The sequence below is a fragment of the Novisyntrophococcus fermenticellae genome, assembly GCF_018866245.1.
Lineage (GTDB): Bacteria > Bacillota > Clostridia > Lachnospirales > Lachnospiraceae > Novisyntrophococcus > Novisyntrophococcus fermenticellae.
Window position 1 is genome coordinate 823,420 of record NZ_CP076458.1, and the last position, 17,649, is coordinate 841,068.

Below are 17,649 nucleotides of genomic sequence, written 5' to 3' on the forward strand. Positions count from 1 at the left end.
TATGAAACGTAGAAGGGAGAAAAAATGAAGACAGATAAAATTCGTGTAACGGTCTGGAATGAAAATTTACATGAGGTGCAGTTTGAGGAAATCCGTAAGGTATATCCAAAGGGAATACATGGCTGTATTGCGGACTTCCTGACAAAAGCAGGAATGGATGTGAAGACGGCTACCTTGCGGGAGCCGGAGCATGGGCTGACAGAGGAAGTACTGAATCATACGGATGTTCTGATCTGGTGGGGGCATATAGCACAGAAAGAGGTAAGCGACGAAGTTGTAGAGCGCATATTCAAGAGAATCACTATGGAAGGCATGGGATTCATCGCATTACACTCGGCTCATGATTCAAAAATCTTCCACAAACTAATGGGTACGGACACCGTTTGGCTCAAGTGGAGGGAGGATGGAGAAAAAGAGGTTATGTGGGTCGTGGATCCTTCGCATCCAATTGCAGAAGGCTTACCTGAAAAAATTGTGCTGCCGAATGAGGAGATGTACGGGGAACATTTTATGATTCCACGGCCGGACGAACAGGTATTTATCAGTTGGTTTGAAGGCGGAGAGGTATTCCGTTCCGGTTGCTGCTGGCATAGAGGAATGGGAAAGGTGTTTTATTTACGGTGTGGACATGAGGCATTTCCTACCTTTGAAATCCCGGAAATACAACAGATTCTTATCAATGCCGTGAGATGGGCACGGCCGCTTAACTTCCCAAAGGTCACCTATGATTTTGCACAGGCAATTCCGACGATAGAGTTTGAGAGAGCCAAAGACTTTACGGAGGTAAGTGGATTGCATGAGCAACAATCAAAGTGATAAGCTTGCGCTAAAACTGTTTGGAATCTTTGCCTTGTGTTTTGCTGCCGAAGCGTGCTTTCTTCCTTATGTTGCCGTCTATTATGGCGAACAGGGCATACCTGCTATGGAAATAGGAATTCTTTCCTCAGTAGCCGCGTTGTGTGCAGTGCTGGTGCAGCCGGTCTGGTCGATGCTTGCAGACCGGACGGGAAGAACAGTTTTAATTCTGCGGCTGGTGGTTCTTGCAGCGATGATCAGTGTTTCGCTGTTTGCAGCCGCTAAGGGATTTGTCGCTTTGTTTTTTGTCAATATTTTGTACTTTTCTTTTCAGACATGTGTTACACCGTTGGGAAATGCATTGGCCATGAATGAGGAGAAAAGGAAGGCACAGTCCTACTCCTTTATCCGCATGGGCGGGAGCCTGGGTTATGTGGCTGCTGCAGCGGTGTCAGGCACAATCGTCAAAGCAGATAGCCGGCTTTCTTTTGCACTTACGGCCGGTATGTATTTGATGATGTTCTTAATTGCAATACGAATTCCCGAGCAAAAAACAGGGATCCAAACGGAAGAAAAAAAGACATCCGAAGGAAACCGGAAAGAACGTCTGCTTACACCGCAGGTCTTGTTTGTACTGTTGCTGGCCTGCGCCGTGCAGGTTATGGTCAGTCATAACAGCAGCTTCTTAGGTCCTTATCTGGTAGAGATGGGATACAGTGCGGATCACATCGGATATGCAATGATGTTTTGTGCCTTAAGTGAATTGCCGGTTTACTTTCTTGCGAACAGGATAGGGAAGAAGGTGCCCGTTCTCGTGATTTTATTGTTGGCTACAGGAGCATTAGGCGTTCGGGGGTTGCTTTTAGCAAAAGCCGGTTCGTTTGAAATGGTGGTTCTGGCACAAATTTTGGCGGGTATATCGTTTATGACCTTTTATTACAACAGTGTTATTTATCTGGGCAGCCTGGTCTCAGAAGCTATGCGGGTACGGATACAAAGCGCTCTTGTAGTTGCACAGCTGGGAATCGGCAATATCATTGGCAATGTAGGCGGCGGCTGGTTGATAGAAAGACGTGGAATGGCAGCGACTTATCAAGTACTCGGAACAGGCATGATAGTGTTTACGATTGTAATGGCAATTTTATACTTTATAATTAGGAGAAGTGTGAATGAAAAAAAATAAGCTTGGAAATACGGATATTCGTATTTCAGAAATGATTTTGGGAACGTGGTTGATGGGTGACGCGGGGTACTGGGGAGCTTCCGATCGGCTGGAATCTGAAAAAGCCATACATACCGCATGGGAAGGCGGAATTACAACCTTTGATACAGCCTATGTCTATGGAAATGGGCTATCGGAAGAGGTGCTTGGAAAAGCGGTGAAAGGACTGCCAAGGGAAGAGATGACAATCATTTCAAAGATATGGCGTCCGGATCTGCCGAAGGATCATGTAAGACCTGCCTGTGAGAGAAGCCTGAAATTTTTAGGAATGGATTATCTGGATGTATATTTTATCCATTATCCCTCCATAGCGGGCGATCCCATAGAGGATACGATGGAGTCATTGATGCAGTTGAAAGAAGAAGGCAAGATCCGTTCAATCGGAGTTTCAAATTTCAGCCTTGAGCAGCTGAAAGAAGCGCGGAGATATGGGGATGTCGATATCATCCAGCCGTGTTACAGTCTGGTTTGGCGTTTTTTGGATGGGCCGGAGTTCGCGTATTGTAAAGAGAATCATGTGGGCGTTATTCCCTACAGTCCGCTGGCACAGGGACTTTTGACAGGAAAATATAAGAGCGATAAGGTTTTCCCGAAGACAGACGGACGCAGTGAGGCACCGCTCTTTCTCCATCCATATTTCGATGGTGCTTTAAAGGTGGCTGACTTCCTGAAGTCATATGCAGAGAAGTACGACAGAACCCAGGCGCAGATTGCGATTCGCTGGCTGATGCAGACACCGGGAATCACAGCTCCGATTGTGGGGGGACGAAATGCCGCACAGGTTGCAGAAAATCTGAAAGCAACAAGCTTTGAGCTGACAGCAGCCGACTATAAAGAAATTGATGATTACAGCAGGCAGTTTACAGATACCTTGCCTCGTTTTGTGAACTTTTTCAATGCAACAATAATGACTGATTGAGAAAAGAAGGAGAAAGAGAATGTCACTACAAAAAGTAAATGATATGTTAAAAAAAGCTACGGACAAGGGATATGGAATCCCGGCAATGAATGTATTTAATTATGAGAGTATTGCATGGGCTATTCAGGCGGCGGAGCAGGAAGATATGCCCATAATTGTACAGTTTTGGCCGGGGATGTCTTCTTTCATCCCGATGCCGGTAGTGGTGGATATTGCAAAAAGATTGGCGACGGAGGCAAAGGTTCCGGTCGGAATTCATCTGGATCATTCCAACAGATGTGAAATAGCGGTAGAAGCTATGATGAGCGGTTTTCCTTCGGTCATGATTGACGGCTCTTCCCTGCCGTATGAAGAGAACGTTGCCCTTTCGGCAGAAACTGTCCGCTTTGCCCATGCAGCCGGTGTAGATGTGGAGGCCGAACTTGGACATGTGGGTTCTGCACTGGAGGAAGGCGATCTTCACAGCAGTAACTTTACGGATCCGGAACAGGCAGCAGAATTTGTCCGCCGCACCGGAGTGGATTCACTGGCAGTCGCTGTTGGTAACGGACATGGCGATTATGTACGTATGCCTGAATTGGATTTTGAGCTGATTAAGAAACTACGTAAAAATGTATCGGTTCCTCTTGTTATGCATGGCGGTTCTGGTATTCCAACAGATCAGATGCAGAATGCAGTACGCTGCGGTGTAAGTAAATTCAATATTGCCACGGAATATGAGAAAATATTTTTTGATTCTATGAAGGCGTATATAGGGCAGGTACAGCCACATCAGTACTATTTTGAAGGATTAGAGACGATTAAGGAACCCTGTATAAATTTTGTGCGGGATAAGATCCGTATGTTAAATCCTGATCATTCCGGGAAATAGGGGTAAATCATATGGCAGACATTATAGGGTTTGAAAATCCGGGCATTGATTTTCTGTGTACATTGCCTCACCTGCCTGGATCGAATGAGGCTATGTATATGCAGAAACAAAGCTGGCAAGGCGGAGGGCAGGTATCCACGGGGTTGGCTGCAGCATCACGTCTTGGAGCAGCTGCAGCGCTTTGCGGTACCGTAGGGGATGATATTTTTGGCAGATTCTGCTGCAATGACTTGATTCGGCATGGAGTAGATATTTCCGGCGTAAAGGTAAGGCCCGGCGGCAGGACAGGGTTTTCACTTGTTTTGTCGGATGAAGAAACAAGAGGACGCAGTATTATCATGCGTTCCGCAAAGACTTCCCCGCTGCTGGAAACGGAAATCGATTTTGAAATGGTTAAGCAGGCGAAAGTGCTGCATTTGGCGTGGGTGGATGATATCGGATTAGAAGCAGCCCGGATTGCAAAAGAAAATGGGGTAACCGTATTACTCGATGCGGATAATTACTATCCCCGTCTGGAAGAAGTGTACCAGTATGTGGATGTGTTGATTGCGTCTCAATTTGTCTATGACCATTATTTTACCGATGACGAGGAGGAAAAGAATCTTAAAACGACTTTATCCTGGGGTCCGCAGGTGGCAATCTACACAAAGGGTTCCAAAGGCTGTATTGGTCTTTGGAAAGGTGGTTTTTTCTGCCAGGAAGCTTTTCATGTGCCGGTCGTTGATACGGTTGGTGCCGGCGATGTGTTTCATGGAGCATTCGCCAGTTGTCTGGTGCGCGGCATGACGCCGGTTGAAGCAGCAGAGTTCTCCAGTGCAGTCAGTGCGATTAAGTGCACGCGCATTGGAGGAAGAGCCGGCATTCCGACAAGAGAGATGACAGAGCATTTCCTTAAGACCGGCGAGATACAGGACGAAGCGTTAGACAAAAGGGTTGCATATTATGAAAGGGGGTTGGAGCAGCTTGCAGATGAGAAAATTGAGACTGGGTGTATTGCCCATTAAAAGAAGCTATTTGTCTCTGGATGTTGCCGCAGCAGAAAAAGAACGTGTATTTGAGGCAATCAGGACAATGAAGCAAGATGCTGTTACACTGATTGATATCGAGGATATCTGCAACAGAGGTATCGCTTACAGACCGGAGGATATAAAGCCTGTCGTGGAGAAATTCAAACAGGAAAAAGTCGATGCTGTATTTTTATTACATTGTGACTTTGGTGAGGAACAGATAGCGGTTAAAATATTAAGAGAGTTCAGATTGCCGGTGTTGCTTTGGGGACCTCGTGACCAGTATCCCAGCCGGCCGGGAATGTTCGGCCGGGATACACAATGTGGTATCTTTGCGGATGCGAAAGTTTTGAGTCGTAACCACATAACTTTTAGTTACATATATAATGTGGATACGGACACAGAGGAATTCAGAAAAGGATACGTTAACTTTTTGCGGACAGCAACGATTGTCCGGGATTTGAAAGATCTTCGGATTGCGCAAATCGGTCAGCGTCCCACACAGTTTATGAGTGTCATTGCCAGTGAAGCTGCACTTGTAGAAAAGTTTGGTATTGAGGTGGTTCCGGTTTCTCCATATAGTATTATCAGAGATACTTTAAAGCTGGCAGACAGTCATGATCCTGCGGTAGAAAGCGAAGTGCAGAAGCTGAAAGATAAGATGGATTGCCAGGCGATGACGACGGAGCAGCTACAGCGAATAGCCGCATTAAAAGTGACGGTGCTCGCCACACTTGAAAAGAATGACTGCCGGGCAGGTGCAATTGAATGCTGGACGCTTTTCCCTGATGCAATCGGTGTGCCGCCATGTATGATTATCAGTGAATTGGCCGATATGGGATTACCGCTGGCCTGCGAATGTGACCTGAACGGAGCACTGACATCTGTGATTGCACAGGCAGCGGCACTAAATGAACAGGCAATATTCTTTGCAGATCTGACGATTCGTCATCCGGAGAATGATAACGCTGAATTACTATGGCATTGCGGTCCCTTCCCTTATTCTTTGAAAAAAGAAGAATGTCAGGCACGCATGGTAGATGCATATGCAACCTGGGAACTGAAGGAGGGTGACATTACGATTCTTCGATGTGATGAAATTGAAGGCTCCTACTACCTCACAGCTGCAGAAGGTAAGGCTGTGGAAGGCCCGGAAACCACCGGTTCGTATGTCTGGTTTGAAACCGGAGATTGGAAGAAGATGGAGGAGACATTTGTCTACGGTCCCTATATTCACCATGTAGCCGGGGTTTATGGGAAATACATTACCGCAATTCAAGAGGCGGCCCGGTATCTTCCGGTGAAATGGGATCCGCCGGGTGGATATCCGGAAAGTCTGTAGAGCAGAACTGTAATTGGAGGAAGTATCATGACGATAGAAGAAGTAAAGAGCAATAATCCGGATATTGCGGTAATACATGTAAATGATTCCGGATTTAAGGCATTTGGTAAGGTACTTAAGAAAGATCTGAATACTTATGTGGAATACATGGAGAAGAACATACCGATTCCGGGACAGGGAGTGGATTATGCAGCAGAAGATACCGGTCTGATGACCCTGGAAAAGGAACGGCATTATTTAGAGACAGAAGTATATGGGCAAATGCCGGTGGAAGTCGGATTTTGTGCCGGGCATAATCAAATCATGGATGGAATGGAGTGGCATTATGGCTGTGAAGTAAATGTAGCTGTGACAGATCTTGTATTATTCCTTGCAGAATATTCCTCTTTAGAGCATTCGGAAGATGGAAAAGTACATCTGAACAGCAGGCAGGTGAAGGCGGTCTACGTGCCGAAAGGGTATGCAATCGCTTTGAACCCATTGGTATTGCATTTTACACCGATTGAGGTGCAGAAGGAAGGTTTCAGCACGGTAGTGGCGCTGCCTGCACATACCAACGAAGCATTACTGGAAGCGACAGCGGATCCTTACCTAAAGGCCAGAAATTCATGGATTATTTACCACAAAGATACAGGGCGGGGAAGCGAGAACGACGGTATTAATTTAAAATTAAAATATAAATAATTGGAGGATTTACGACATGGGGAAAAAGAAAACAGTAGCGATTGCACTTGCTGCATTGAGCGTATGCATGCTCACCGCCTGTGGATCTGAGCAGAGCAGCGGACAGAAAGATGCGTCATCATCCGCAGGATCAACAGAGACAGGAAGTTCGAAAACAGGTGATGTAACAAAGATTGAGTTCTTCCAGATGAAAAAGGAAGCGGTTGACACGATGGACTATCTGATTGCAGAGTTTGAAAAACAGCATCCCAAGATTGATGTGGAACAGGTTACAGTTCCGGACGGGGAGACGGTACTGATGACCAGAGCGGCAGCAGATGACTTACCGGATGTGTTTACACATTATCCGATTGACGCCAACTTTGCCAACTTTGTCAAAGAAGGAAAAGTTCTTGATATTACGGGTAAGCCATGTACCGAGAATGTAATTCCGGAATATCTGAAATCTGCAGAGGTTGATGGGAAGAATTACATTGCACCGATTTCAATCGAATACAATGGTGTTTATTATGAAGAGAACAGTTTCAAAGAAAAAGGGTATGAGGTTCCGGAAACCTGGAGTGACCTGGTTGCTTTAGTGGACAAGATGAAAGAGGACGGCGAAACCCCATTTGTCCTGTCAAATAAGGATGCCTGGACTACTTCCTATCTGTGGACTGGTATTATGACAAAAGATATGGGCTCATATAAAGATTTTTATGAGGATATGAAAGCGGGCAAGGATAGTTTTTCCAAGAATCCAATAGCAAAAGCAACCCTGGAAAAAATGAAATGGGTGAACGACAATGCACAGAGTGACAGCATTTCTGTCAGCTACGACCAGGCGATTACGGATTTCGTCAATGGAAAAGGTATGATGATGCCGTCAGGTTCTTTTGTATTACCTTCCCTGCAGTCTGCCAATCCGGATGCAAGCTTTAAAATCTTCCCCTGGCCGACAGATACCGGAGAAACAAAAGAAACCGTGCGTGTGGATTTAGCTGTCGCAGCAGGAAAGAATAAAAATGATAACAAAGAGGCTGTTGATACATTCATGCAGTATCTGACCAGCACGGAAGCTGCACAGATCTTTTCAGACAGAGATCATTCACTCTCGGCAATTAAGGGTGTGGTACCGGATATTCCGGAGGCACAAAGGGTGACAGAGTCTGTTGATAAAAACGGTGTGCTGGATGCAGTGGCTCCGCCTCCGGGATTTGAACAGGAGAAGCGTGCGGAACTGCAGGAAATGATCATGGACGGCGATGTATCAAAATGCCTGACCAAACTGGATGAGATTTGGAAAGAATTAACGGCAGAATAAGATACAAATAAGGTGTTTGATGCCCCCGCCCTGAAATCGGGGAAAGGTTTTAGCGGCGGGGTTTTCTGTATATCAACAAAAGGGAGGACATTTCTATGTCACAAGAAGGTATTATTCCTCATAAGAAAAAAATCAACTGGGGAATGATTGGGTTTACGATCCCCATCGTATTTTTATATTCTTTTTTATTTCTTATACCCATTTTAATAGGCTTTTATTATAGCCTGACAAATTGGAATGGCTTAAGCAGCAGTTATAAAGTAGTCGGACTTTCTAATTATATTAAAATTTTTAAGGATGCCCGTTTTCTGAATTCAATTAAATTTAATGTTGTGTATATGGTGTTACTTGTTATCTTAACATTGGCCATTTCTATGGCAGTGGCACTGATGATTAACCGTATTAAATTCTTTTCCACACTCTTTCGGTCTATTTATTTTCTGCCGGCCGTGCTGAGTCTGGTAACGGTTGGATTGATTTGGAATGAGTTGTTTTACCGGGTAATTCCGGTGATCGGGCAAAAGATTGGCGTGGAATGGTTAAGCGGCAGTATGCTGGGAAATCCGAAGCTGGCGATGTATGCAATCCTGATTGTCAATCTGTGGCAGGGGTGCGCTGTCCCTGTTATGCTGTTGATTGCCGGGCTGCAAGGGGTGCCGTCTGAATTGTATGAGGCAGCGACGATTGATGGAGCCGGTCCCTTTGCAAGGTTTAAAAATATTACGATTCCTTTTTTGATTCCGGTTATCAATATGATTATTATTACGCAGACGAAGGCAGGACTTACGATTTTCGATTATATTAAAGCAATGACGGATGGAGGCCCCGGACGTGCTACAGAAGCTGTCGGCCTGTTGATTTACAAGTATGCTCTGCTGGAAAGCAAGTATAGCCAGTCGGTAACGATATCTATGGTATTATTTGCTGTAGTCGGCCTTATATCCTTCTTCACATTGAGATTAACCAGCAGTAAACAGGTAGGGGAGGAATGATTATGGGCACGAGGAAAAAACAATTATCATTTAAAACGGTGCTGTTTAAGGTTCTTGTATATGGCGCATTGCTGGCGGGAATACTCCTGATATTATATCCGCTGTATATTACACTGATTACATCCTTTAAATCCCCGGCTGAGTCAACGGAAAATTTCTTTGCATTTCCGAAAACATTCTATCTGGATAACTTTCGGGCCGTGTTCGGGAAGTCAAATTATGTAAGATACTTTTCGAACTCTTTGTTTATTACGATAGCAGCAGTGGCATTAATCATGCTTTTGGCTCCGATGTGTGCTTATGCGATTTCAAGGAATATGAAACAGAAGTATTTCAAGTTTATCTACTGGTATATCCTGGCCGGACTTTTTGTTCCGTTTCAGGCGGTTATGGTTCCACTGGTAAACTACACGGCAAATTTGAAGCTGAACAATCAATTTGGGCTGATTCTTTTACATGTTACATTAGCGGCACCACAGGCAATCTTTTTACTGGTAAACTATATCCGCTCCGTACCTTCTGATTTGGAATCTGCCGCATTGATCGACGGATGTACGACTTTTGGAGCCTATTGGCGCATTGTACTTCCACTGATCAGCCCTATGCTGGTCACGGTGCTCGTATTAAATGCGATGTGGATTTGGAATGACTTCCAGCTGTCCTTGTTGATTTTAAGTAAATCCCCGAATTCATGGACGTTGCCTTTGTTCCAGTACAATTTTAAATCACAGTACACGTTTGACTATAATATGGCATTTGCTTCCTATCTGGTGGCCATCGTTCCCATCGTTCTGGTATATATCTTTGCACAGCGTTATATTGTGGACGGTCTGACCCAGGGAGCAGTGAAGAGTTGATAAATTTTGCGTTGTATGAAATTAATGGAAGTGGTAATATATGCGAGAGAGGTTAACAAAGTAACTTATTGTGCGATATGAAAGGACAATCGGTGGTGAAAAAGTGGTTTTATAGACGCTCCTTAAGGGGAAAGATGATAGCATCATTTGGTGTGCTTTGGATACTGATCGTATGTATTTTTCTTCTGTTCTGCAAACAAACCATCACCGATATTCAAAATGAAAGTATTCGTTATATGGTTCAGCTGAATGAGAACATAGATATTCTTCTGAATACGGTGCTGACTAGTTCGGATCAGTTAAAAAACATTCAATTGTATGATAAAGAATACAGATCTATTCTGGAAGAGAATAATGTTGAGCTTCCGATTCATAAACGGTGGGAGAACATCCGATATGTAGAAAAAGCAATGAAGCATGCGGTGGAATTTAACCCGAATATAATCAGGGCTACAATTATCGCGGAGGATGAAACCTACAGTACGCTTGGCTATGTAAGCGATGAATACAAAAGCCGGATTATAGATATAGCAGAAAAAACACAGTTGGACAGTATTGGCAAAACAGTTTATTTGGAGGTTTTTGAAGAAGAAATTGATCTCCTCAGATACGGAGTTGTGACAATGCTGTCTTATTTATATGATTATAATTCCAACAGATTTCTGGGTCTTTTGGCAGTAGATATTAATTTCAGTACGATATGTGATGTTCTGGATGAAGGCGCAAAAAAGGCCAACAGCACAGGTATTGTAGTTCTGAATGATAAAGGCTTAATTTACCAGTCCCCATCCTCTAAGCTGTCCTTGAATGATAACCCGGAAATATTGGAGCAGTTTAAAGTACAGACGAAACAGCTGCTGGAGGAAGAGGATACGTTTCAAAGGATTGAAATAGATCAGGGAAATTACTTGTTGACGGCAATACAAATGATTCGTTTTCCGGATATGTTTCGGGTTACATTTTCTGTACAGGAAGGTATAGAATCCTTAAATATGCTGAAGTTCCTGCTGCAGCCCATGTTAGAAAATGCAATCAACCATGGATTAAGAAACACACGTACCGGTGGGAGAATAGGAATTAATGTGTTCCGTGAAGGGAACGACCTGAAACTTGTGATTTGGGACAATGGCGGTCAGATGACGGAACAAGAAGTGGAAAATTGGAATCAGATTCTGGAATCAGAAAATGCATCCTATGTTCTGGAAGATGAATTTGATGAAGTCGAATGGGAAACAATCGGACTTAAGAATGTAAATGCGCGGATAAAGGGGTACTACGGAAAAGATTATGGTGTCCATGTTGAAAAGAAAAACGGAGATACGGAAATATATTTAGATCTGAAAATAATAGATACAGAAAGGAGCTAACAGGATGAACGTAGAAGTGGAATGCAAAATGAAGGTTGTTGTAGCGGATGATGAAGCCCTTGCAAGAAAAGCGATTGTCAGTATGCTTCTGCGTTCGGATATGCCGATAGAAATCGTCGGAGAGTTTGATTCAGGTACACAGGTCCTGGACTATCTGGAAAAAACACAGGGGGATGCAGATATTCTGATCACAGATATACGGATGATGGACATCGATGGGTTAGAGACGGCCAGGCGTATTATGGAAAAGGAATATAGGACGCAGGTGATTTTAGTATCCGGTTATGCCGAATTTTCGTATGCCAGGCAGGCGATTAGATATCGGGTCAAAGAGTATCTGACAAAACCGATTGCACAGGCAGACTTGCTGAATGCGGTGAATCATATTATTTGCCGGAAAAAAGAACAGGAAATATTCAAGAATCGTCAAAAAGAGCAAGACATATTGGAATTTTCCAAACAGCAATTATCCGTCAGACAACTCTTATACAATGAAAAATTATTGAATCGACTAATTGAAAGCATACCGGAAAATAATATTTGGCAGAAGTACCGCCTTGCTGTCGTTCAAATAAATAATAACAGCGAAGAGCAGCAGAAAACGATGTACGATTTACTTGAAAAATGGCAGGCACTTCACGTAGTGCAAACGGTACTCTGGTATTTTCCGGCTGGTCATGAATGGCTGCTGGTGTTATCGGATCGGTGTAAGGCTCTTTCTGAAAAAGAAATTAAAATATTGCTAAACAGTATTATGATTTATATAAGCTGCCGGATCCGTTCTCAGGTTTCTGTTGGAGTCAGTGATATTATGCGGGGTAAGTCCGAATTTATTACAGCTTATAAAAATGCGGTGGATGCTGTTAATTTGCGTCTGCTAAGGGGCTGGGATGAAGTCTGTTTTTATGCCGATATTGAAAAGGATCATACGATTTTATTTACGGAAGGACAAAAGCTCGGCTTAAAAAAAGAACTTCAAAAGTACAATTCTGACAGAGTGGATGAAATTGTACATACTTTTTTTACGGATAAGCGGATACAGAATCTAAAATCATTAGACCCGCTGTATCAGGGAATCATCGACATACTAAGCACTACGAGCATGCTCCGCACAGAAGCCGAAAGTATGTGGGGATCAATAGAAAATTTGGCTCAGGAGCAGTCATATGATTTGTACCAGTTTTATAGCATCTGCGAGTTGGAAGATTTTATAATCAGTAGATTAGAAGCATGTATGAGCCGTCCGCTTGAAGACAACGACAATACAGCGGGTGTTATGGATATGGTCATTAAATATGTGCAGGAAAATTATCAGCAGCAGATTTCACTGCAGGAATTGGCAGACCGGCAGTTGTTTATGAATGCTTCTTATCTGAGCCGGCTTTTTAAGTCAACAACAGGACAGACCTTTTCCAAATATCTGCTGACCTTCCGATTAAAGGCGGCTTCTGATTTGTTGAAAAACAGCGGCTTACACATCAGTGAGATTGGCGAATATGTTGGCTTCAGCGATTCCTCATATTTTATTTCCTGCTTTAAAAAGCAATTTCATATGACACCGAAGGAGTTCAGGAGGAGTCTTTCTACAAAAAAAACCAGCATTGAAAGGCCGGGCGGATGAAACTATGAATTTTTCAATTTATATTCACTTGGTAAGCTTCCGGTTACCTTTTTAAAAGTTTTTACAAAATGGCGTGTGCTGTAATATCCAATCGAATCACTTACCTGTTGAATCGTAAGTTCCTGATTTGACCTCAATAATTTTTTCGCAATATCTATTCTATAATTTGTAATATAATCTATATAACGTGTGCCTGTCCTTTCATGAAAAATCTTACTGAAGTAATTTGGCGAGATATCAAATATTTCGCCGAGTGTCTGAATACTTAAGTCTTCATTGTAATGCTGAGAAATATAATTTTTTATACGGTTGATTAAATCATCACTGTCTAATTTTGATGATTTGCTGTTTGGAAATATACTTATAAGACCATTTATGTCTTTAAAATCAGAACTTTTTGCAGAAAGCCCAATAAAGTTCGTAACAAAGCGAAAGCAGGATTTCTTTCGCTCAAAAGGAAAGCTTTTATATAGCTCGTTCGTATACAGTAAGAACTGCTTGTTTTCATAAAAACCTGTTGCATCATTTACAACATAGGATACCAGCAGATTTTCAAGATGATCAGAAAAAGCACATATTTCCGTACTATTTCTTAACGATGACAGCTGTTTAAAGAGAACCCAATGGCCTGAAAAAAAGCATCTCAGAGAATTTTGGTTTTGCATGATCGTAATCTTTTGCAATAAATCTGTCAAATATTCAGATTCAAAAATTACAGCAGAAGTTCCGGCATATTTTTCAGTAAATAATGACTGCATAAAATTTACTAAAGATTGTTTCGTATCATTTGCCATAAATAAACATAATTCTCCGGTCGGAAGAAAGTAAACAGAATGCTCAAGACATTTATTAGAAGCTATAGTAGTATATAGTTCTATTATTTCTTCACAATAACGTCCGGCAGCAGACTTGTTTGGAAGATCTATATATATAGTGGCTCAGTTGTCAAGACAAAAATCTAAGATTTTTATAATGAACTGATATGGTGGATAAGTGACAAGGAGTATGGGGAAGGCAGTGGAACACCCCCCAGATCCATATATGCATCAAGCTACATAGGGCAGTAGCATTGCCGGGTAGTAGCATTCAGCCGGTTTTTGATAGTCAAGGGCAGAATGACATCTTTCAAAATTATAAGTGAAAATATATCGTCCGATAGCGGCTCTGGCTTCTTTGATATTGTTATATTGTGTAAGGTACGCTTCTTCATATTTGAAGCTACGAAACCAGCGTTCAATCATGATGTTGTCAGCCCAACGGCTTTTCCCATCCATGCTTTGGCGAATTCCATTTTTCTTTAAGAATTCAATATATTGTTGACTTGTAAACTGACATCCTTGATCGGAATTTAAAATTTGTGGCTTTGCAACCTTAAAAGCCTTTTTCAAGGCATTGACAACCATTCGGGTATCAAGTGTATCATCGACTTCCCAGCCGACAATACAGCGGCTGTACCAGTCGATTACAGCAGTCAGGTACAAAAATCCATGCCGGATGGGAATATATGTAATGTCAATCGACCAAGCCTGATTAGGCTTGTCTATGACAGCATTGCGGAGAAGATAAGGGAATACCTTAGCTTGCTGCATCCGCTTCGAAAGGTTCATCTTTGGGTAGATTGGATGAATGTCCATTTCGCTCATGTAGCGGCGTGCTTTCCGGCGACCAACATGATAACCACGAAGCTTCAACTGTGCTGACATCTGCCTGGCACCCCAGGTCGGATTATCTGTGTGAAGGTGATCAATGATCTCTTTACAAGCCAGTTCTTCCTCTGATACAGGCGTTCCTTTGTAATAAATGCTGGTGCGGTTGATATCCAGGAGCTTTGCCCCGACAGAAGCAGGTAATTCTTTAGTCGTCAAAAGGTTTTGGACTAAACTTACTCTCGTAGTCAGGTCCACAAATTTCTTCAGATTTTTTTTTGAGCCAGTCAACCTGCATGGTTAACTGACCAACCTTTTTGGCATACTCCGACTTCTCTTTGCGTTCTTCTGCAAGCTTATCTTTGAGGTTTTCCTCTCGCTTGTCGTCAAATGCTGCAGAAGCGTTGTTTAGGAATTCTTTCTTCCAGTTACGGAGTAAGTTGGGTTGAATATTATTTTCAGTTGCAAGGGTATTGAGATCTTTCTCTCCCTTAAGTAACTCAATCACAAGGTCTGATTTAAATTTGGCACTAAAGTTTCTTCTTTGTCTGGACATAGCAATGAATCCTTTCTTTCATACTGATTTTAGTATATCAGATTCATTAAAATCTGTCTGGGAAAGTGTCTTAATTTATGAGACCATTATAATATAAAAGAGCAGCAGAAAATCTTGTATTCGAAAATACAGTATCTTCAGGAAATATTTCTTTGCTGAAATATAAGTTTAAAGCCTGCGATAATACGACGGAAAAATGATTGTTTAAATTCGTATGCGCTTCTTGAAATGATCGCTCAATGGTATCTATGGCCTTTTTTATATCCGCAAGAGAACAGGGTTTTAATAAATATTCATTTATACCATACCGCATTGCAGTTCTTGCGTATTCGAACTCCGCAAACCCTGTTAATAAAAGAACCTTTGAATCAGGAGTTATTTCATACAATTCGGGAAGAGCAGTCAGGCCGTCTTTGACAGGCATGCGAATGTCAAGAAAAATAATGTCCGGATATAATAATTGTGATTTTTGCAAAGCGTCATCACCATTAATAGCTTCGCTAATTTCATACTGACCGGGATATAGCTCCTGAATCATGCTTATTAATCCTAAACGGACCATGCGTTCATCATCTACAATTAGTATCTTTCTCATAATATAATTACCTTTCCCCCAAATGACCTTTTGACCCTGGTATCATAATGGAATTAAGATATATTCGACAGTTAATATGCCTTCCCCACTGTGAATATAGAAAAACGAATCTTTATTAAACAAATTTAAACGTTCGGATATATTGCTTAGCCCAATACCACTTGCAACCGGTTTTTCCTTGGGGTTAAAACCAATCCCGTCATTCGAAATAATAATGACGGCATAATTGACAGGATCTTCAAAATTTAAAGTACATTTTTTTGCGTAAACAGTTATTGTGATTGGTTCCATAGAGGGCTCCAGCCCATGTTTAATTGCATTTTCAACCAATGGCTGAACGATTAATTTTGGAATTACTACATCCTGTATATCATAATCGCATGTAATGATAAAATTCAGGCGTTCTTCATATCGTAATTTCTGAATCTCCAGGTATTGACGCACGAAGTCAAACTCTTGAAGTATACTACAGTTTTCTTCATTCCTACAGGTATATCTAAATATATTGGAGAGCTTTATTAATCCGGATTCCAAGTCACTTTTATATCCCAATCTGTTCAACGTTACAAAAATATTCAAAGTATTATATAGAAAATGCGGATTTATTTGATTCTGTAAAGCTTTATATTCTGCTGTTTTTTGGGATAATTGCGCTTCATATTCATTTTGGATATGAAGCTTAAGCTGCTTTGTCATTTGGTTAAATTGCGTGCCAATTTTTGTGAGCTCGTGGGAATATAATAAATCAGTATCAATGCTCGTATCCAAATCTCCGTTTCCAACATGCGCAATGCCGGAAAGAATATCTTGCAAAGATTGTGTTAACCGTCTTGAACGTATCATAAAAAGACAAAAGGCAATAATAAATGTTATAGTAAAGATGATTAAGGCAATGAAACAACTTTTATATATTTGCCCGTTGGTATCTTTCTGTGAAGAGAAATAGATAAGATTCCATGATGTTTCATTTATTTTTCTATAGGTCAAAAAATAAGTATCGTCATCTGTCTTAATCGTTCTTCCTGCTAAAGCTTTTTGTGAAACAAAATCAGAAATAGGAGCACTTTCATAAATCACATGCCCCTTGTTGTCGATTAACCCAACAAAGGAACGTTTGCTGCATTTCATATTTTTAAATAAAGTTTCTAATAAGTCATAAGTTAAATCAACTTTGATAATACCAATATCTCTTTTTGTATAAACATCCCGTACGCGTCTTACAACAGAGAACGTTTTAACTGGATTTTTCCCATAGTAATCTACTTCTGATGCTGCAGTATAAATAATATCACCGTTATTATGCAGAGCCTCTTGATACCAGTCTTCTTGTGAATATGGATAATCGTTTAATATTGTTAATCCTGAATACTTACTACAGACATAAAGACGATTATCATACGTATGTGAAATAGGAATATAGCAAATACCAAGAATATCTGATCTGGCGGTTAATAGTAGATTTTGTACGGTACTTGTATAGTCGCGCGTAATTACATATTGCTTATAAGGGTCCTCCGGGTTATCATAATCTGCATTTTGGACATACGTAAAAAAGGACATAATGTCCGTATAACTGTGCGGTGACAGGGAAAGGCGTTTTAAATCGTCGGTATATGTCTCTATATTATTACCGATTGAATATAATAAAGAAGTTGTTTGTAATTCCTGATTCTGACTATTTTTATATTGGAAAATATAAGTCAATATCGATGCCAGAAAAAGGATTGGGAGAAGCGTGCATGATATATATATAATAATTAAGTGAGAATGAATCGAATTTTTTTTATGTTTTTTCAAAAACCATATCCTCCAAATAGTATTACGTAACGGTTTTCATTTTAACATAGGGGAAAATGCAATTCAATCAATCAT

17 protein-coding genes are annotated in these 17,649 nt (G+C 41.5%); 12 read left to right on the forward strand and 5 right to left on the reverse strand.

The features are described from left to right. Window positions 1–24: 24 nt before the first annotated feature. The 12 genes from KNL20_RS03795 to KNL20_RS03850 all read left to right on the forward strand — a co-directional run bounded on the left by KNL20_RS03795 (window position 25) and on the right by KNL20_RS03850 (window position 12,980). A complete protein-coding gene (locus tag KNL20_RS03795; RefSeq protein WP_230399304.1) occupies window positions 25–816 on the forward strand; it encodes a ThuA domain-containing protein in 792 nt (263 codons plus the stop codon). After that, window positions 797–1,978 carry an MFS transporter gene (locus KNL20_RS03800; RefSeq protein WP_230399305.1) on the forward strand — a complete coding sequence of 394 codons (1,182 nt, stop codon included), beginning with the start codon at window positions 797–799 and terminating at the stop codon, window positions 1,976–1,978. The genes KNL20_RS03795 and KNL20_RS03800 overlap by 20 nt, the downstream gene beginning before the upstream one ends. Further along, window positions 1,965–2,936 (forward strand): aldo/keto reductase, encoded by a 972-nt coding sequence (locus KNL20_RS03805; RefSeq protein ID WP_230399306.1) that lies wholly within the window; start codon window positions 1,965–1,967, stop codon window positions 2,934–2,936. Before KNL20_RS03800 ends, KNL20_RS03805 begins: the two co-directional genes overlap by 14 nt. 19 nt (window positions 2,937–2,955) lie before the next feature. Next, the gene (locus tag KNL20_RS03810) at window positions 2,956–3,807 is read left to right on the forward strand and encodes a class II fructose-bisphosphate aldolase (RefSeq protein WP_230399307.1); all 852 of its coding nucleotides are present in this window, start codon (window positions 2,956–2,958) and stop codon (window positions 3,805–3,807) included. Between the two features lie 11 nt (window positions 3,808–3,818). Next, entirely contained in the window at window positions 3,819–4,811 is a 993-nt protein-coding gene (locus tag KNL20_RS03815) for a carbohydrate kinase family protein (protein WP_230399308.1), read from the forward strand. After that, on the forward strand, window positions 4,777–6,156 hold the full coding sequence (locus tag KNL20_RS03820; protein WP_230399309.1) for an L-fucose/L-arabinose isomerase family protein: 1,380 nt from the start codon (window positions 4,777–4,779) through the stop codon (window positions 6,154–6,156). Before KNL20_RS03815 ends, KNL20_RS03820 begins: the two co-directional genes overlap by 35 nt. Before the next feature lie 27 nt (window positions 6,157–6,183). Next, window positions 6,184–6,840, forward strand: a complete 657-nt coding sequence (locus KNL20_RS03825) for a DUF4867 family protein (RefSeq protein WP_230399310.1) — start codon at window positions 6,184–6,186, stop codon at window positions 6,838–6,840. A gap of 16 nt (window positions 6,841–6,856) precedes the next feature. Continuing rightward, the gene (locus KNL20_RS03830) at window positions 6,857–8,143 is read left to right on the forward strand and encodes an ABC transporter substrate-binding protein (RefSeq protein ID WP_230399311.1); all 1,287 of its coding nucleotides are present in this window, start codon (window positions 6,857–6,859) and stop codon (window positions 8,141–8,143) included. Between the two features lie 95 nt (window positions 8,144–8,238). Further along, on the forward strand, window positions 8,239–9,135 hold the full coding sequence (locus KNL20_RS03835) for a carbohydrate ABC transporter permease (protein ID WP_230399312.1): 897 nt from the start codon (window positions 8,239–8,241) through the stop codon (window positions 9,133–9,135). A 2-nt stretch (window positions 9,136–9,137) separates the two neighbouring features. Next, the gene (locus tag KNL20_RS03840) at window positions 9,138–9,992 is read left to right on the forward strand and encodes a carbohydrate ABC transporter permease (RefSeq protein ID WP_230399313.1); all 855 of its coding nucleotides are present in this window, start codon (window positions 9,138–9,140) and stop codon (window positions 9,990–9,992) included. 134 nt (window positions 9,993–10,126) lie between these two features. After that, window positions 10,127–11,359, forward strand: coding sequence for a sensor histidine kinase (locus KNL20_RS03845; RefSeq protein ID WP_230399314.1), 1,233 nt, complete (start codon window positions 10,127–10,129; stop codon window positions 11,357–11,359). A gap of 4 nt (window positions 11,360–11,363) precedes the next feature. Further along, window positions 11,364–12,980: a response regulator gene (locus KNL20_RS03850; RefSeq protein ID WP_230399315.1), complete on the forward strand. Its 1,617-nt coding sequence runs from the start codon at window positions 11,364–11,366 to the stop codon at window positions 12,978–12,980. A 2-nt stretch (window positions 12,981–12,982) separates the two neighbouring features. On the opposite strand, the gene KNL20_RS03855 is transcribed toward KNL20_RS03850, so the two are convergent. The 5 genes from KNL20_RS03855 to KNL20_RS03875 all read right to left on the reverse strand — a co-directional run bounded on the left by KNL20_RS03855 (window position 12,983) and on the right by KNL20_RS03875 (window position 17,574). Continuing rightward, window positions 12,983–13,774 carry a helix-turn-helix domain-containing protein gene (locus tag KNL20_RS03855; RefSeq protein ID WP_230399316.1) on the reverse strand — a complete coding sequence of 264 codons (792 nt, stop codon included), beginning with the start codon at window positions 13,772–13,774 and terminating at the stop codon, window positions 12,983–12,985. A 252-nt stretch (window positions 13,775–14,026) separates the two neighbouring features. Further along, entirely contained in the window at window positions 14,027–14,845 is an 819-nt protein-coding gene (locus tag KNL20_RS03860; protein WP_230397402.1) for an IS3 family transposase, read from the reverse strand. Next, window positions 14,835–15,182, reverse strand: a complete 348-nt coding sequence (locus tag KNL20_RS03865; protein WP_230397403.1) for a transposase — start codon at window positions 15,180–15,182, stop codon at window positions 14,835–14,837. Before KNL20_RS03865 ends, KNL20_RS03860 begins: the two co-directional genes overlap by 11 nt. Before the next feature lie 70 nt (window positions 15,183–15,252). Continuing rightward, on the reverse strand, window positions 15,253–15,777 hold the full coding sequence (locus KNL20_RS03870) for a response regulator (protein ID WP_230399317.1): 525 nt from the start codon (window positions 15,775–15,777) through the stop codon (window positions 15,253–15,255). 42 nt (window positions 15,778–15,819) lie between these two features. Then, window positions 15,820–17,574: a sensor histidine kinase gene (locus KNL20_RS03875; protein WP_230399318.1), complete on the reverse strand. Its 1,755-nt coding sequence runs from the start codon at window positions 17,572–17,574 to the stop codon at window positions 15,820–15,822. Window positions 17,575–17,649 lie beyond the last annotated feature (75 nt).

Bases quoted from the DNA above. Each gene is read 5' to 3' on its own strand.
- KNL20_RS03835 (WP_230399312.1), top strand. From the start codon at position 8,239: ATGTCACAAGAAGGTATTATTCCTCATAAGAAAAAAATCAACTGGGGA.
- KNL20_RS03800 (WP_230399305.1), top strand. From the start codon at position 797: ATGAGCAACAATCAAAGTGATAAGCTTGCGCTAAAACTGTTTGGAATC.
- KNL20_RS03850 (WP_230399315.1), top strand. From the start codon at position 11,364: ATGAACGTAGAAGTGGAATGCAAAATGAAGGTTGTTGTAGCGGATGAT.
- KNL20_RS03805 (WP_230399306.1), top strand. From the start codon at position 1,965: ATGAAAAAAAATAAGCTTGGAAATACGGATATTCGTATTTCAGAAATG.
- KNL20_RS03840 (WP_230399313.1), top strand. From the start codon at position 9,138: ATGGGCACGAGGAAAAAACAATTATCATTTAAAACGGTGCTGTTTAAG.
- KNL20_RS03810 (WP_230399307.1), top strand. From the start codon at position 2,956: ATGTCACTACAAAAAGTAAATGATATGTTAAAAAAAGCTACGGACAAG.
- KNL20_RS03865 (WP_230397403.1), bottom strand. From the start codon at position 15,182: ATGTCCAGACAAAGAAGAAACTTTAGTGCCAAATTTAAATCAGACCTT.
- KNL20_RS03820 (WP_230399309.1), top strand. From the start codon at position 4,777: ATGAGAAAATTGAGACTGGGTGTATTGCCCATTAAAAGAAGCTATTTG.
- KNL20_RS03845 (WP_230399314.1), top strand. From the start codon at position 10,127: ATGATAGCATCATTTGGTGTGCTTTGGATACTGATCGTATGTATTTTT.
- KNL20_RS03830 (WP_230399311.1), top strand. From the start codon at position 6,857: ATGGGGAAAAAGAAAACAGTAGCGATTGCACTTGCTGCATTGAGCGTA.
- KNL20_RS03870 (WP_230399317.1), bottom strand. From the start codon at position 15,777: ATGAGAAAGATACTAATTGTAGATGATGAACGCATGGTCCGTTTAGGA.
- KNL20_RS03815 (WP_230399308.1), top strand. From the start codon at position 3,819: ATGGCAGACATTATAGGGTTTGAAAATCCGGGCATTGATTTTCTGTGT.
- KNL20_RS03795 (WP_230399304.1), top strand. From the start codon at position 25: ATGAAGACAGATAAAATTCGTGTAACGGTCTGGAATGAAAATTTACAT.
- KNL20_RS03825 (WP_230399310.1), top strand. From the start codon at position 6,184: ATGACGATAGAAGAAGTAAAGAGCAATAATCCGGATATTGCGGTAATA.
- KNL20_RS03855 (WP_230399316.1), bottom strand. From the start codon at position 13,774: ATGGCAAATGATACGAAACAATCTTTAGTAAATTTTATGCAGTCATTA.